General features: G+C 68.7%; 14 protein-coding genes. 6 read left to right on the top strand and 8 right to left on the bottom strand.

What is annotated here, in order from left to right; genetic code table 11:
- The first annotated feature begins 213 nt into the window (after positions 1-213).
- From JOF29_RS26910 to JOF29_RS26885, 6 genes are all read left to right on the top strand, one after another.
- Positions 214-1,647 (top strand): extracellular solute-binding protein, encoded by a 1,434-nt coding sequence (locus JOF29_RS26910; protein ID WP_209697218.1) that lies wholly within the window; start codon positions 214-216, stop codon positions 1,645-1,647.
- The gene (locus JOF29_RS26905; protein WP_209697217.1) at positions 1,647-2,573 is read left to right on the top strand and encodes a carbohydrate ABC transporter permease; all 927 of its coding nucleotides are present in this window, start codon (positions 1,647-1,649) and stop codon (positions 2,571-2,573) included. The genes JOF29_RS26910 and JOF29_RS26905 overlap by 1 nt, the downstream gene beginning before the upstream one ends.
- Complete coding sequence (locus JOF29_RS26900; RefSeq protein WP_209697216.1) at positions 2,570-3,388, top strand: carbohydrate ABC transporter permease; 819 nt, start codon at positions 2,570-2,572, stop codon at positions 3,386-3,388. Before JOF29_RS26905 ends, JOF29_RS26900 begins: the two co-directional genes overlap by 4 nt.
- Positions 3,389-3,410: 22 nt before the next feature.
- Positions 3,411-4,517, top strand: a complete 1,107-nt coding sequence (locus tag JOF29_RS26895) for an ABC transporter ATP-binding protein (RefSeq protein WP_209697215.1) — start codon at positions 3,411-3,413, stop codon at positions 4,515-4,517.
- Between the two features lie 26 nt (positions 4,518-4,543).
- Positions 4,544-5,791, top strand: a complete 1,248-nt coding sequence (locus JOF29_RS26890) for a CehA/McbA family metallohydrolase (protein ID WP_209697214.1) — start codon at positions 4,544-4,546, stop codon at positions 5,789-5,791.
- Positions 5,792-6,171: 380 nt separating this feature from the next.
- On the top strand, positions 6,172-6,600 hold the full coding sequence (locus tag JOF29_RS26885; protein WP_209697213.1) for an NYN domain-containing protein: 429 nt from the start codon (positions 6,172-6,174) through the stop codon (positions 6,598-6,600).
- A gap of 262 nt (positions 6,601-6,862) precedes the next feature.
- Here JOF29_RS26885 and JOF29_RS26880 read toward each other — a convergent pair whose 3' ends face one another.
- From JOF29_RS26880 to ssd, 8 genes are all read right to left on the bottom strand, one after another.
- On the bottom strand, positions 6,863-7,483 hold the full coding sequence (locus JOF29_RS26880; RefSeq protein WP_209697212.1) for a response regulator transcription factor: 621 nt from the start codon (positions 7,481-7,483) through the stop codon (positions 6,863-6,865).
- A gap of 606 nt (positions 7,484-8,089) precedes the next feature.
- The gene (locus JOF29_RS46100) at positions 8,090-8,452 is read right to left on the bottom strand and encodes a pilus assembly protein TadG-related protein (RefSeq protein ID WP_372446363.1); all 363 of its coding nucleotides are present in this window, start codon (positions 8,450-8,452) and stop codon (positions 8,090-8,092) included.
- Positions 8,449-9,009 carry a TadE family type IV pilus minor pilin gene (locus JOF29_RS44745; RefSeq protein WP_281067436.1) on the bottom strand — a complete coding sequence of 187 codons (561 nt, stop codon included), beginning with the start codon at positions 9,007-9,009 and terminating at the stop codon, positions 8,449-8,451. The genes JOF29_RS46100 and JOF29_RS44745 overlap by 4 nt, the downstream gene beginning before the upstream one ends.
- Before the next feature lie 117 nt (positions 9,010-9,126).
- Complete coding sequence (locus JOF29_RS26870; RefSeq protein ID WP_209697210.1) at positions 9,127-9,585, bottom strand: DUF4244 domain-containing protein; 459 nt, start codon at positions 9,583-9,585, stop codon at positions 9,127-9,129.
- A gap of 106 nt (positions 9,586-9,691) precedes the next feature.
- A complete protein-coding gene (locus tag JOF29_RS43630) occupies positions 9,692-10,408 on the bottom strand; it encodes a type II secretion system F family protein (RefSeq protein WP_245359490.1) in 717 nt (238 codons plus the stop codon).
- 190 nt (positions 10,409-10,598) lie between these two features.
- A complete protein-coding gene (locus tag JOF29_RS26860; protein WP_209697209.1) occupies positions 10,599-11,399 on the bottom strand; it encodes a type II secretion system F family protein in 801 nt (266 codons plus the stop codon).
- A gap of 164 nt (positions 11,400-11,563) precedes the next feature.
- Entirely contained in the window at positions 11,564-12,727 is a 1,164-nt protein-coding gene (locus tag JOF29_RS26855) for a TadA family conjugal transfer-associated ATPase (protein ID WP_209697208.1), read from the bottom strand.
- Positions 12,724-13,800, bottom strand: coding sequence for a septum site-determining protein Ssd (gene ssd / locus JOF29_RS26850; RefSeq protein ID WP_209697207.1), 1,077 nt, complete (start codon positions 13,798-13,800; stop codon positions 12,724-12,726). The genes JOF29_RS26855 and ssd overlap by 4 nt, the downstream gene beginning before the upstream one ends.
- Between the last annotated feature and the right edge of the window lie 121 nt (positions 13,801-13,921).

Genomic DNA, 13,921 nt, shown 5'->3' with positions numbered 1-13,921 from the left:
TCTAGTCAACTACCTGTTGCCACAGAACCTTGAGCGACCTTTAACTCTTTCGCAATCCGTCCCGTGGGATCCCGGCTTGACAGTTCGCGATTGGTTGCCACAAGCACCTGGCAAACGTTCGTCCCAGGGTTGGGAAAAAGTCTTCACATAGTCGCCGGACAATGCCAATGTTTGACCGGCACGCTCGCTGGACCACTTTTGCAAGGAGCCCTGATGCGACCACTCTCGCGGTTGACGACCGCCGGCGTCCTCGGCGCCGCGGCCCTCGCCCTGCTCACCGGATGCCTCGGATCCTCCGGCTCCGGCAGTAGCAGCGGCGGCCAGGACGCGAACCGGAACGCCGACGCCAAGAAGGTCGAGCTGACCTTCGGCTCGAACTCGGTCAAGGGCGGCAAGAGCAGCGCCGGCGCGACCTTCATCTCCGACGTCCTGATCCCGAAGTTCGTCGCCGAGCAGAAGGGCAAGGGCGTCGACGTCACGGTCAAGTTCCAGGGTGACGGCTCCGACGACGAGGTCTACAAGCAGAAGCTGTCCCTCGACCTGTCGAACAAGTCCGGCCCGGACCTGTTCCAGATCGACGGCATCTGGGTCGGCGAGTTCGCCCAGGCCGACTACATCAAGCCGCTCACCGACACCGTCGGCGACGCCGCCAAGGTGGACAACTGGGACGGCTGGCAGCAGATCCCGGAGGCGGTCCAGGCGCTCGGCAGCTACAACGGCAAGCGGTACGGCGTCCCCGGTGGCACCGACGGCCGCGTCCTGTACTTCAACAAGAAGCTGTTCCAGCAGGCCGGACTGCCCGCCGACTGGCAGCCGAAGTCCTGGGACGACATCATCTCCGCGGGTCAGGCGCTGAAGAAGATCTCCGGCGTCACCCCGATCCAGATCAACGCCGGCACCGCGATGGGCGAGGCGACCACCATGCAGGGCGTGCTGCCGCTGCTGGTCGGCACCGGCTCAGAAGTGAACTCCGACGGCAAGTGGCTCGGCAACACCGCGCAACTGCGGCAGGTGCTCGACTTCTACCACCAGGTCTACTCGACGGGTCTCGGCGACCCGGTGCTGCAGAAGGAGGCCAAGGGCCGGGACAAGTCGTTCGCCGAGTTCGCCGCGAACAAGATCGGCATCCTGCTGGAGAGCGACTACTTCTGGCGCAGCGTGGTCGAGCCCAAGGAGGGCGTCGCCAAGATGGCCGACCGGGACTCCGCGGTCGGCTGGGCGATGATCCCGGCGATGAAGCCGGGCGCCGGCGTGAAGGGCCAGGACTTCGTCTCGATGTCCGGTGGCGGCGCGACCGTGATCAACCCGAACACGAAGTACCCGCAGCAGGCCTGGGAGTTCCTGCAGTTCATGAACTCCGCGGACATGGTCAAGGCCTCGCTGGACGGCGCCGCCAAGATCACGCAGCGGTCCGACGTGAACAGCGAAGTACTGAAGAGCGACCCGATGCTGAGCTTCATGGCCGAGAAGGTGCTGCCGATCACGCAGTACCGTCCGGGCCGCGCGGAGTACCCGAAGGTCTCGGCCGCGCTGCAGCAGGCGACCGCCGACGTGATCAGCGGGAAGAGCACCGCCGCCGCGGCCGCGGCGTACCAGAAGGCCGTCGAGACCGCGGCCGGCGGCAAGGACAAGGTCACCTCCAACTGATGGCTTCTCCCTCTACCCCCGTGCGGACCGCCGCGCCCGCGCGGGGCCGGGCTCCCGCGCGGGACGTCGCGGGGCTCGGGGTCGGCCGCGCGCTGGGCTTCGTCGCGCCCGCACTGCTGCTGATCGGCGCGTTCCTGATCTTCCCCGCGCTCTGGACGATCTACATCGGCGTCACGAACTACCGGCTGACCGGCGTCGAGGCCGTGTCACCGTCGATGGTCGGGCTGTCGAACTACACCCGGGCTCTGGACGACGCGCTGTTCCACAACGCGTTGTGGCTGACGATGCTGTTCGTCCTCGGCTCCGCGATCATCGGGCAGAACGTCCTCGGCTTCACACTCGCCTGGGTGCTGCGGCGCGCCCGCCCGGCGGTCCGGCGTACCGTCGAGGCCCTGACGCTGCTGGCCTGGATCCTGCCGTCGACGGTGGTCGCGTACCTGTGGGTCGCGTTCTACGACCGTGACGGCGGTACGTTGAACAGCTTGCTGGGTACGCCGGGGACCGCGTGGCTGATCGACTACCCGATGGCCTGTCTCGTGGTGTTCAACACGTGGCGCGGTACGGCGTTCTCGATGATGCTCTACTCGTCCGCGCTGCAGGCGGTCCCGCCGTCGCAGCTCGAGTCGGCACGGATGGTCGGCGCATCGGGCTGGCAGACGCTGCGGGACGTGGTGTTCCCGCACATCCGCGGCCACGTCCTGACGAACACGCTGCTGATCTCGCTGTGGACGGCGAACGACTTCTCACCGTTCCTGCTCACCAAGGGCGGGCCGAACCACGAGTCCGAGACAGTGCCGGTCTACATCTACAACGTGGCGCTGCAGGGCGGTGAGCTCGGGTACTCGTCGGCGATCTCGTTCCTGCTGCTGATCGCGAACCTGCTGGTCTCACTGGTCTATCTGCGGCTGTTGCGGAGGCGCTCATGACGTCCTTTGTGCTGCGCCGGATCGGCTTCTACGTCTTGATCTGCGCGATCACGCTGTTCTTCGCCGTACCGATGCTGTGGATCGCGTCGGCGCCGTTCGACGCGTCACCGGGCCTCGGGGTGCACTGGCCGGACTGGACGCTGGAGAACTTCCGGAAGACCCTCGCGCACCCGTACGCGATGCACTCGATGGTCAACTCCTTGCTGATCTGTGTCACGACCGCGGTGGCCGTGACGGCGTTCGCCGCGTTGGCGTCGTACGCGCTGTCCCGGGTGCGGATCCCCGGGCGGGACGCGTTGCTGTACGGGTTGCTGCTGCTGTCGTCGGTGGTCACCGGTACGGCGGCGATGGTGCCGATCTTCGTGATGATGTTCCAGCTCGGGCTGATCGACTCCCGGTTCGGCGTCGCGCTGGTGATGACCGGCGGGCTGTTGCCGGCGGCGATCTTCATCCTGAAGGACTTCGTCGACGCGGTCCCGAAGTCCTACGAGGAGTCGGCGCGGGTGTTCGGCGCGTCGACGCTGCAGATCCTGCGCGACGTCGTACTCCCGGTCGCGCGACCCGGGCTGGCCACCATCATGGTCTGGGCGTTCGTCAACTCCTGGGGCAACTTCCTGGTGCCCTTCCTGCTCATCCGGTCGATCGACAAGCAGCCCGGTGCGGTGCTGATGCAGACCCTCACCGACGAAGGCGGCAGCGTGAACCTGCAGGTGCTGCCGGTGTTCTCGCTGCTGTTCTCGATCCCGGTCGTCGTGCTGTACCTGCTGGTGAACTCGCGTTACGGGTTCCGCTTTCACGGAGGAATCAAAAGTTGAGTCATGGAGGGATCAAGAGCTGATGGCGGGCATCGACATCGAAGGCCTCGCAACCGTCTACCCGAACGGCGTCCGCGCCGTCGACGGGCTGGACCTGCAGGTTGCCGACGGCGAGTTCTTCGCCCTGCTCGGTCCGTCCGGGTGCGGCAAGACGACCCTGCTCCGGACGATCGCCGGCCTGGAGACCGCGACCGAGGGAACGGTCCGCATCGACGCGGCCGACGTGACGCGGACGGACCCCGGCAAGCGGGGGGTCGCGATGGTCTTCCAGGACTACGCGCTCTTCCCGCACATGAGCGTCTCCGAGAACATCACCTACCCGTTGAAGGTACGGCGAGTTGCCGCGGCCACCCGCGCCTCCGTCGCTTCTCGTACCGCGGGGGAGCTCTCGTTGGACGGGCTGCTGGAACGCAAGCCCGGCCAGCTGTCCGGCGGCCAGCAGCAGCGGGTCGCGCTGGCTCGCGCGATCGCGTCCGAAGGCAAGGTCCTGCTCCTCGACGAGCCGCTGTCGAATCTCGACGCACGGCTGCGACTGGAGGCGCGTACGTTCCTGAAGAAGCTGCAGCGTGACCTGGGCATCACCACTGTCTTCGTCACGCACGACCAGGCCGAGGCGCTCGCACTCGCCGACCGCATCGCGGTGATGGAGTCGGGCAAGCTCCGCCAGCTCGGCTCGCCCCGCGAGGTCTTCGCCCGCCCGGCGAACACCTTCGTGGCGAACTTCATCGGCTCCACGCCGATGAACCTCATCCCCGGCAGGATCACCGAACCGGTCGACCAGGGTGATGTGGTGGTGTCGGTCGCGGGGGGCTCGTTGCCCGCGACAACCTTTGTGGCGGTGGCGGACGTCGAGGTGACGGTCGGCATCCGGCCGGAGTACCTGACCCTCACCACCAACGACGTCAGCGGCCCCGCACTCCGGGGCACGGTCTTGGTGGCCGAGAACCTCGGCACCCAGTCGTTGGTCACGGTCGACTGCGATGGCACGCTCGTCGGCGTCACGGTCCCCGAAGAGGACGAGCCCGCCGCGGGTACTGCCGTAACCCTCACGGCCCCCGTCTCGCGAGTCCTCCTGTACGACCGCGAAACCGGCGAACTCCTGACCCGCCAGCCAGCCCCCGTCGCCTGACCCCGTACGCCTGGAGAACCTAGCTGATGGCAGTCACGTCGTACCGCCGGCGCTGGACCCTCGACGACCGCGCCGAATCCGTCTGGCACTCGTTGCCCGTCGACATCCCGCCGGGCTGCCCCGGCCTGCTCGTCACACTCACCGTCCCGCCGGTCGACGGCGCCGTCATCGACATCGGCTGTGAGGGCGCCGCCGGCTGGCGCGGCTGGTCCGGCGGCGCGCGCCGGACGTTCGCGATCACCCCGGATGCCGCCACCCCCGGCTACCTCCCCGGCGACCTCGAACCCGGTACCTGGTGGGTCGTCCTCGGCCTCCACCGAGTACCCGTCGAAGGGGTCGAACTCCTCGTCGAAGCCGTCACCGGCCGGGTCGACCTGATCCCCGGACTGACGGAGTATGCCGACTTGTCCGCCGCCGTCGCAGTACCGCCGCGTCCACCGCGCCGTACCCTGCCTGCCTCCTCCGGGTTGAAGTGGATCGCCGGCGACTTCCACGCCCATTCGCTGCACTCCGACGGCTCCACCCCGATCGCCAACCTCGCGGCGCTCGGGGTCTCGGCCGGTCTCGACGTACTCGCCGTCACCGACCACAACACGGTCGCCCACCACGCCGAACTCCCCGCCCTGAGCAGCCGATTCGGCATCGGCCTCATCCCCGGCCAGGAAGTCACCACCGACACCGGCCACGCCAACGCGTTCGGCGACATCGGCTTCGTCGACTTCCGCCGCCCCGCCGCCACCTGGGTCTCGGAGGTCGCCGCCCGTGGCGGCCTGCTCTCCATCAACCACCCGCTCGGCGGCGACTGCTCCTGGCGCCACCCGCTCCCCGAACACCCACCCCTCGCCGAGATCTGGCACTCCTCCTGGCTCGACCACACCTGGGGCGGCCCCGTCGCCTGGTGGCAAGCCTGGGGCCTGGAAGCCACTACCCCCATCGGCGGTAGCGACTGGCACAACCCCACATCCCTCACCCCACCGGGCACCCCCACCACCTGGATCGCCGTAGACGCCTCCGCCGAAGGCCCCGACGAACTCCCGACCGCCACCCTCGAAGCCCTACAAGCAGGCCGCACCGCCCTCTCCTGGTCTTACAACGCTCCCGTCCTCGTCCGAGCCAACGACGAACTGATCGCCCTCGACGCCCCCAACACCCTCGTCATCTCCCCCGACGGAACCCGCCACCCCGTCCCCACCGCCCAAACCCACCTGAAGGCCACCCCCGGCCCCCACCTCCTGATAACCCACACCGGCACCCTCCTCTCCACCTGCATCTAGCCCCACCCACCCCAAGCCCACCCACCCGCTTACACCAAGCCGCGCCGAGGCCCACCGCCCCGACGACCGCTGACCACGCTGCGGATCGTCGGCGCGGCGATCCAACCCACCACCAACTGCTCGCCCGACGCCCCGGAGCAGAGCCGCCTGCGCCTAACCCCGCAGCCCACAGCCCGCAGCCCGCAGCAGGCTCCCGCCGACTGCCCCAAACGCACCGGCTGCGCGGGGGCTCACGCTCTGCACGTGATTCACCCTGCCTGTCACCGCACAGCCAGAGACAACCTTGCGGGAGGTGGGTTGCCGGATCCGTCCGCGCGGAAGCCGGTGGACATGCAGCACGAGGCGCGGCACTCGTACGTACTCAAGTGCAAACTGGTCCGATGGACAGTGAGCCAAGCCGAGTAATCGTCGTCGACGCCGCGAACGTGATCGGCTCACGCCCCGACGGCTGGTGGCGAGACCGCGCCGGCGCAGCCCGCCGCCTACTGACCCGCCTCTCCGCCCTCCAGGCCCAATCCCCCGACACAACCGTGATCGTCGTCCTGGAAGGCGCCGCCCGCCAAGCCACCTCAGGCGACAACGCCCCCAACACCGACAACCTCCGCGTAGTCCTGGCCCCCGGCTCCGGCGACGACACCATCGTCACCGTCACCCAAGAAGCCGCCGCCGACCCAACCCACCCCACCATCACCGTAGTAACCGCCGACCGAGCCCTCCGCGACCGCCTAACCCCCACCGGCGCCACCCCCACCGGCCCCAACTGGCTCCTATCCCAACTAGACGCCCTCCCCGAACAACCCCCCACCTAACCTCCGCACCCACACGCCACACAGCCGCCGGCCCCACACCTCTGCACTCACACGCCCACCCGCAGGCCCCACGCCCACCCAACACGGCCGCTCACCCCAACGGGCCCTCTCGCTCGAACCGCCTGCTTTCAGCACCTCGCCTACGGCCGCGTCCTATCCTCTGCACGTCACATACGGCCAACTGACCCCGCCTGCCACCAACCCAACACGCAGCCTCCACCGCACGCACGACCACCCGCCTGACCACCGGCTCGCCCGCCAGTTAGTCGAGCAGCCAGCCGTTCTGTTCGGCTATCTGGACCGCGTCGGACCGAGTCCGAGCCCCCGTCTTGCCAATGGCCGACCACAGCCGCGTACGAACGACGCGCTCCGACACCTCCAGCTTCCGCGCCATCAACGACACCGACCCACCCTCACGCGCCGCGCGCAGCGTGTCGGTCTCATCCTCATTCAGCGGAGTCTCGGAATACCGCAAGTTCTCCGCCGCGAGATTCGCGTCAACCACCCGCAACCCCAGGTGCACCCGCCGTACCGCGTCAGCCAACTGCGGCACCGGGCTCCCCCTCAACGCGAAACCCTTCGCCCCAGCATCCAGGCCACGACGCATGTGCACCGGACGCCCGTATGTCGTCAACATGACGACCCGGCACTCCGGCATCGACGTACGCAACTTCGTGGTGACCGTGATGCTGTGATTCCCCGGTCCGCCGGCGTCGACCAGCGCGACGTTCGCCCGATGTCGTTTCGCCGCACCAACGACGTCGTCGGAACGGTTGAGCTCGGCAACGATCTCAAGATCGCGCTCACGCTCCAGACCGCTGCGAAGCAAGCCTCGGCTGAGGATCTGGTCATCGACCAGCAGCAGCCGAATCCGGTCGGGCAAGCGAGCCTCCGAGGTAACCGTCCGGACGCCGGGGAAGTACGTCCGGAAATGAGCAGTACTCGGTTCCCGATGATGGAACGCAGCCACAGACGCCGTCCACATCAACGCGGCATCTCTACCAGATTGCGACCAGATCGCGACCACACCAGAACCCACCGCAACAATTGCCTGACACCACAGGCTCACACCGGCCCAGCACGAGCACGTGCAGTAAGCGTCGGCCGCACCACCCGAAGGTCCAACTCCACCGAAACCTCAACGGTCACTGCATCAGCAACAACCTCGCACCCAACAAGCCGAACCCCATTCCCCACCGCCACCCGCTCGGCGACCGCACAAGCCTTCGCGCTCAGTGCACTCAGCGCACCCAACCGACTCAAGGCACCCGACGTACTCGCCACACTCGGCGTACTCGGCACGTGCGGCGCACCCGACCTACTGGACGCACGCGGCGCACTCGGCGTACGCAGCACAGCGGGCTCACCGGGTGCACCCCGCGCGACAACCTCAGCATCGGCCACCGATCCAGAGCGACGGGACACATAACTACTGTCCCCCAGCTGGACACCGCCGACCGGCCGCCCGGACCTCGGAGGCTCCGCGGGATCAACGGGTCCGGTGTTCAGGGGCCTGGGCAGCACTGAGAGCAGTTAGGTCCGCCGCAGCGCTGAGCTTGTGGCGCGCAGTGGAGATCGCCGACCACAGGATGGCCACTGCAAACACCGCGAACAGGAGTACGGCGGCAAACACCACTTGAAGCGTCGCACTACCACGCTCCGACCGCCTCACACGACCACTCGTCGGATCGCCTCGAGCCGTTCCAGCGCGAACTGTTCCAGCGCGAGCCGTTCGAGCTCGGAAGATTCGGGAGCCCGGTGCGCAGGAGGACGGTGCGCAGGAGGACGGTGCGCAGGAGGACGGTGCGCAGGAGCCCGGTGTGCCGGAGGTCGGTGCGCTTGGAGGGGTCATGGGGTGCCTGGTTCGGCTTGGAGGGTGGCTGTGGCGGTGAGTTGGGTGGGAGTGATGAAGGTCAGGAGCGGTGGGGAGTGGGTGGGTTTGGCAGTCACGGTCACGTGGATGTCCGAGTCGTCGCGGGTGATGGTGATCGTTCCGGTGGGCACTGTTCGGTGTCCGATCGCTTCCGCGCCTTCGGGTGATTCGCCGCGGGCGACCGCACGTGCTACATCGCGAGCGGCGTCGATGCATCGGATGTTCATCACGACCAGACCGATGGACCAGATTCCCAACAGCAGCAGGGCTACCAACACCGGAAGTACCAACGCCATCTCAGCAGTGACGGCTCCTCGGTCATCTCTCCGACTCTCACCTCTTCCTCGACGCCGACCGCCGATGGCCGGCTTGCTGTTGGGTCCAGCGACACACGTCAAGGCGATGGCGTGGTTTGACAACGAGTGCTTGTCGGTCTGGGCGGCTCGGTCGGTGCGAATGCTTCGGTATGAGTGAGGTCTGGTGGTGGTCCGGAGAGCGAGGGCTGGCCGTGGGGCGAGGTTTGTTTGGTGGTGCATTTCTGGCTCCTGGGTGGCGGCCGGTCGGGGAGGGGGGAGCACCGACCGGCCGCCGGATCGAGGGGCAGAGCCGGGAGGGATCAGGTACTGGCTCAGTTGAGGGTGGGTCTGTTCGGGTTAGAGGTGGACGCCTTCGACGCCGGCAATCTTGAGGCCGAAGTTCATGATTGCTTTCAGGACGGCCTGCATTGCGGGGGATCTGAGGAGGGCGACCATTGCTCCGCCGAAGCCGCAGACGCCGACGATGAGTACGGCGTACTCGGCGGTTATCGCGCCCTGGTCTGCACGGGATCTGCGGCGTCGGATGCTCGTGGCTGGAGGGCGAATGAGCGCGTTGGAAGGGGGCGCGGTTGGGTCGGTTGTGTCGGGGATGGACGGGCTGCATGTGAGTGCGTTCGACGCGGGATCGTTCGAGGCGGGTGCGGCGGACGCCGGGGCGGTGGATCCGGGGCCGGCAGATCCGGGAGCGGTGGATGTGCGATGGGGCGTCGGGTGGGTTGTGCGGGAAGGTGCGGGGTGAGTTGTGAGATGGGTGGCGGTGGGGTGGGTGCTGGTGGCTGGTGCGGGGGTTGGCATTTTGCCTCCTGCTGGGTGGGGTGTTCCGTTGCTCGTTTAGAGCATGCCGTTGTTGGATGGCCTTTTTTGTAAGGGTTTTTGGGTTGTGGATAAGCGGGATGGGGGGTCAGGGGTGGAGGAGGTAGGGGATCAAGGCGTCGGCGATGGTGGGGACTATTGAGAGCAGGACGAAGGCGGGGAGGAAGCAGAGGCCTAGGGGGAGGGTGGCTCGGGATTCGGCGGAGCGGGCGTGTTGGTCGGCGGCGTGGTGGTTGGTGCGGCGGGTTTCGTCGGCGAGGTGTTCGAGGGTTTTGGAGAGGGCTGCTCCGGAGCGGACGGAGCGGGAGATTGCTCGGGCCATGGGGGCGCAGGAGGGTTCGGAGCTGAGGTGGGACCAGGCGGTGGTTGGGTCGGCGCCCAGGGCTAGGTGGTGGGCGATTTTGGTGAAGATGTCTGCCAGTGGGCCGGGGAGGGCTTCGGCTACAAGGGACAGGGCCTGTTGGGGTGGGCGACCGGCTCGTAGAGAGGCGGTCAGGAGGTCTATGGCCAGGGGGAGGTCGCGGGAGATTTGGAGGTTGCGTTGTTTGGTGGCTGCGGGTTCTAGGCGAGATAGAGCTTTGGGGATGGCGTAGTAGGCGATGGCGGCCGGGATGAGGCTCCAGGGGAAGTCGAGGAGGGTGAGGGCGGCTAGGGCGGCGGCGGTTGCGGCTAGACGGTGGGTGCGAGGAGGGCGGGGGGTGGTGCGTCGTCGGGGTCGGGTTAGGCGGCGGAGGTCGGGGCGGGGTGGAATGAACAGGTAGGTGCTTAGGGCAACGGTTACAGCGGCGGCCAGGGCTTGGGGCATGTGAGGTCTCGTTGGGTACGGCGCAGGCGCGGGGCGCCGACGTTTGGGGTGCAGGGTTTGGACGTGTGCGCGGTGCGCGGTGCGGGGTGCGCGGTGCGGTGCCCGGTGCGGTGCGCGGTGCAGGTGCGCGGTGCGGGTGCGCGGTGCGGGTGCGCGGTGCGGGGTGGAGTGCGGAGGTGTGGGGTGTGGGTCAGGTTTGGGGGGTGGATAGGCGGGTGGTCCAGTGGAGGCCTGCGGTGGTTAGGAGGAGGCCTGTGGTTAGGCAGAAGTAGCCGGGTGCGGTGGTGGTTAGGAAGGTGAGGGGGTGGGCGCCCAGGGCGTAGCCGAGGGCTATGCCGGCGGTGGGGAGGGTGGCGAGGATTCGGGCTGTGGAGCGGGCGGTGGCGAGGCTGGCTTCGGTTTGGCGGTGGATGGCTTCGTCGGCGCGGAGGGAGTTGGCGAGGCGTTCGGTGAGGGCGGCGAAGGTGGCGCCGGATTGTTCGGTGACGCGCCAGGCGGCGGCCAGGGCGCGGAGGCTGGTGGCGCCGGGGGTGGTTGCGGCTCTCGTGAGGGCGGTGGGGACGTCTGCGCCGAGTTTGGCGGCTGCGTGCACTGGCTGGAGGTCCGGGCTGATGGAGGCTGCGCCTTCCAGGGCGGCGATTGGTGGGCGACCGGCGGTGAGGTCGGCGGACAGGACGTCCAGGGCTTCGATGATGGTGGCGCGGCGGGTGGTGATGATCTTCTGGCGCTTGTGGTGGGCTCGTTGGTTGGCGGCTAGGAGTAGTACGACGGTGATGGCGAGGGTGGAGACGAGCGCTTGGGTGCTGAGGAGGGCTGCGGCTGTTGGTGGGACGAGGAGCCAGGGGCGGGCTAGTCGGGGGCGGAGGTGTCGGCTGAGTGGTTGGGCGGGCTGGGGGCCGGTGAGCTGACGGGCTGGGAGTTGGTGGCCTGGGCGTTGGGCGCCAGGGGGCTGGGTGCCCAGGAGCTCGGTGCCCAGGAACTCGGTGCCCAAGAGCTGGGCGGCAGGGAACTGAGTGCCGGCGGGTTGGGTGCCGGGCCGCTGGGGGTCTGTGGGGTTGTGGGGGTGTTGGGGAGTTAGGCGGTGGAGGCCTGGGGAGGGGGGTGGGAGGGCTAATGCGGTGGTTGCGAGGGTTAGGAGGGCGGCTAGGAGGGGGGTCATGGGGTGGGTTTGGGGGTGGTGAAGAGGTGGGCTGCGGGGTGGAGGGTGTGGGTGTTGTCGGAGTGGAAGGTGATGGCGGGTTGGGTGGTCAGTCGGGCGTTGGGGGGTTTGGTGAGGGTGTGGATTTCAGCTATTCGGCGGTGGCCTGCGGGGGAACGGGTCAGGTGGATCACGGCGTGGAGGGCCGAGGCGGCTTGGCTGTGGATGGCGGGCTGGGTCAGGCCGGCTAGGGCGCCCAGGGCTTCGAGGCGGGCGGGGACGTCGGCGGCGGAGTTGGCGTGGATGGTGCCGCAGCCGCCTTCGTGGCCGGTGTTGAGGGCGGTCAGGAGGTCTACCACCTCGGGGCCGCGGACTTCGCCGACGACCAGGCGGTCAGGGCGCATGCGGAGGGCTTGGCGGACCAGGTCGCGGAGGGAGATCTCGCCGGCGCCTTCGATGTTGGGTGGGCGGGCTTCGAGGCGGACCACATGGGGATGGTCGGGGCGGAGTTCGTTGGCGTCCTCGACGAGGACCAGGCGTTCGGCGGGATTCGTCAATGACAGCAGGGAGTTGAGGAGGGTGGTCTTTCCGGTGCCGGTGCCGCCACTGATCAGGAAGGCGACTCGGGAGTCGAGGAGGTCGTGCAGGATGGCGGCGCCGGCCGGGGGGAGGGCGCCGGCGGCTATCAGGTCGTCGAGAGTGAAGACCTTGCGGGACGGGATGCGCAGCGACAGGCAGGTGCCGGGCGCGGCGATCGGGGCGAGAACCGCGTGGAAGCGGGTGCCGTCGGCGAGGCGGACGTCGACGTACGGCGTCGAGTCGTCGAGGCGGCGGCCGGCTGCGGCGGCGAGGCGGGTGGCCAGGCGGCGGAGGGCCTGTTCGTCGCCGGTGCGGATCGCGACGAACTCGAGGCCGTGGCCGCGGTCGATGTAGACCTCGTCGGGGCCGTTGACCAGGATGTCGGTGACGCCGGGCTCGGCGAGCAGGCTGTCGAGCGGGCCGGCACCGAGCGCCTCGCGGCGGAGGGCGGTGACGACCGCGAGGACCATCGCGTCGCCGCAGATCGTGCCGTCGGCGCGGAGCGCTGCCGCGACGTGAACGGGTGTCGGCGCGGCTCCGGTGATGGCGAGCGTGCCTCGGACGCGGTCGAGCAGCCCGTCGGGAACAGCGGTGATGGTCATACGGGCTCCAGGGACACGAGGTCGAACAGGTTGAGGATGTCGGCGGCGGCCCGGGTCAGCGGACTTCGGCGGTGCGGGGCGAAGCGGCCTTCGTCCATGGCCGCGGGAACTTTGGGGTCGATGCCGAGCTTGGTTGCCAAGGGCAAGCAGAGGTGGGCGGCGACGTCCGTGGGCGCCAGGCCGGGGCGGGAGTCCCGGGCGACGACGCGAACGTCGCCGGCGACGGATCGGAGCGGTCCGGAGAGGCGCTTGGCGGCGGCGACCGAGCGGACGTCGCACGGCACCACGAGGAGGGTTGCCGTCGAGCGGACGAAACCTTCCTCGACGGCAGGATCGGCACGCCGGGGCAGGTCCAGGACGACCAGGTCGGTGCTGCGTTGGGCGGCGCCGATCACCGAACTCATCGTGTCCGGCGGTAGGACCGTGACGTCGGACTGGTCCCAGGACAGGACCGTCAGGCCGTCGACCGACGGTAGGGCGGAACGGAGTGCGGCGGCGCTCACCCGGCCGGACGCGTTCAGCAACTTGGGCCAGCGGTCGCCGGGGTCGCGCTCGATGCCGAGGGCAAGCTCGATGCCGCCGCCGAGCGGGTCACCGTCGATGAGCATGGTCCGGAACCCGCGCCGGTTGCCGAGCACGGCGACCGCGACGGCGAGTGTGGTCGAGCCGGCTCCCCCACAGCCACCGACGAAGGCCAGTGTCAGCGCGGCGCGGGTGGTGCCGTCGAGGGCGTCAGCCAGTCTGCCGGCCAGCAGCGGCTCGTCGGCGGGAAGCCGGCAGACCAGGTCGGCGCCGATGTCGAAGGCGGCGCGGTAGAGGTCGTCGCCGTCCGGGATCGAGCCGACCACGACGACGCCGGGGCGGTGCGGGGGCTGCACACGGGCGAGCGGCTCGGCCAGGTCGCGGCCGATCACGACCAGGGAACCGGCATGCCAGTTGCGTCGCAGGGCGCGAAGGTCGCGCTCGACGTGCGGCGTGACGGATGCGGCCGCGGCGAGCCGGAGGAGGTCTTCGAGCAGGGCTTCGTTGGTAGTTGCCATCAGCACCGATGGGGGTGGTGGGTTGGTGTCCATACCTAGAACATGCCGTTGTTCGGGGGTTTCCGGACACGGCATCGGATCCCTGTGGACAAAGGGCTGTCGGGTTTCCGTCAGCAGCGGGAACCCGCCACGACGAGCCCGCGACCAACTCGGC

This window comes from Kribbella aluminosa (assembly GCF_017876295.1).
Lineage (GTDB): Bacteria > Actinomycetota > Actinomycetes > Propionibacteriales > Kribbellaceae > Kribbella > Kribbella aluminosa.
This window is presented reverse-complemented; position numbering and strand designations above follow the sequence as displayed.

Bases quoted from the DNA above. Each gene is read 5' to 3' on its own strand.
- JOF29_RS26910 (WP_209697218.1), top strand. From the start codon at position 214: ATGCGACCACTCTCGCGGTTGACGACCGCCGGCGTCCTCGGCGCCGCG.
- JOF29_RS26905 (WP_209697217.1), top strand. From the start codon at position 1,647: ATGGCTTCTCCCTCTACCCCCGTGCGGACCGCCGCGCCCGCGCGGGGC.
- JOF29_RS26900 (WP_209697216.1), top strand. From the start codon at position 2,570: ATGACGTCCTTTGTGCTGCGCCGGATCGGCTTCTACGTCTTGATCTGC.
- JOF29_RS26895 (WP_209697215.1), top strand. From the start codon at position 3,411: ATGGCGGGCATCGACATCGAAGGCCTCGCAACCGTCTACCCGAACGGC.
- JOF29_RS26890 (WP_209697214.1), top strand. From the start codon at position 4,544: ATGGCAGTCACGTCGTACCGCCGGCGCTGGACCCTCGACGACCGCGCC.
- JOF29_RS26885 (WP_209697213.1), top strand. From the start codon at position 6,172: ATGGACAGTGAGCCAAGCCGAGTAATCGTCGTCGACGCCGCGAACGTG.
- JOF29_RS46100 (WP_372446363.1), bottom strand. From the start codon at position 8,452: ATGACCCCTCCAAGCGCACCGACCTCCGGCACACCGGGCTCCTGCGCA.
- JOF29_RS44745 (WP_281067436.1), bottom strand. From the start codon at position 9,009: ATGCACCACCAAACAAACCTCGCCCCACGGCCAGCCCTCGCTCTCCGG.
- JOF29_RS26870 (WP_209697210.1), bottom strand. From the start codon at position 9,585: ATGCCAACCCCCGCACCAGCCACCAGCACCCACCCCACCGCCACCCAT.
- JOF29_RS43630 (WP_245359490.1), bottom strand. From the start codon at position 10,408: ATGCCCCAAGCCCTGGCCGCCGCTGTAACCGTTGCCCTAAGCACCTAC.
- JOF29_RS26855 (WP_209697208.1), bottom strand. From the start codon at position 12,727: ATGACCATCACCGCTGTTCCCGACGGGCTGCTCGACCGCGTCCGAGGC.
- ssd (WP_209697207.1), bottom strand. From the start codon at position 13,800: ATGGACACCAACCCACCACCCCCATCGGTGCTGATGGCAACTACCAAC.